Source organism: Chryseobacterium sp. HNCC26DJ239, from assembly GCF_057180445.1.
Window position 1 is genome coordinate 1 of the sequence record NZ_JBXUGJ010000021.1, and the last position, 505, is coordinate 505.

Annotated in this window: 1 pseudogene; it reads left to right on the plus strand. The window is 37.6% G+C overall.

The features are described from left to right. Nucleotides 1-505: pseudogene (locus AC2A1D_RS17805) on the plus strand (gliding motility-associated C-terminal domain-containing protein); the annotation flags it as partial.

A 505-nucleotide genomic window follows, 5' to 3' on the forward strand; every position in this document is an offset into this window, starting at 1 on the left:
TCTTACTGTTGTTCCATTTATTTTAACTGATGCAACAATCTATTCTTGTCAGTATGCAGGAAATGGCTTCTTCGATTTAACAACTGCAGCCGTTACTGGGTACAGCCCAGTTGTGAAGAAATTCTACCCTACTTTAAACGATTTAAATAACAACACCAACCAGATTACAAACCCTACAAACTATTTTTCAGGACCTGGATCTGTATATGTACAAGTAACAACTACTGAAGGATGTATTGGTACAGCTAAAATCACTTTAGCATTCTACCCTACTCCTGTGGTTTTCGATGGAGCATTAACTGAATGTTTCATTCAAAATAATGAAACTAAAGGCAAATTCGACCTTACAAGCGCGTATGTAACCAACGAAACGCCTGTTACCAAGAAGTTCTACCCTACATTTGTAGATGCAAGCAACGGAACCAACGAAATCGTAACTGCAGTTGATGCTTATATTTCTGGAAATGCAGTACTTTACGTGAGAGTTTATAGCGATTTAGGATGT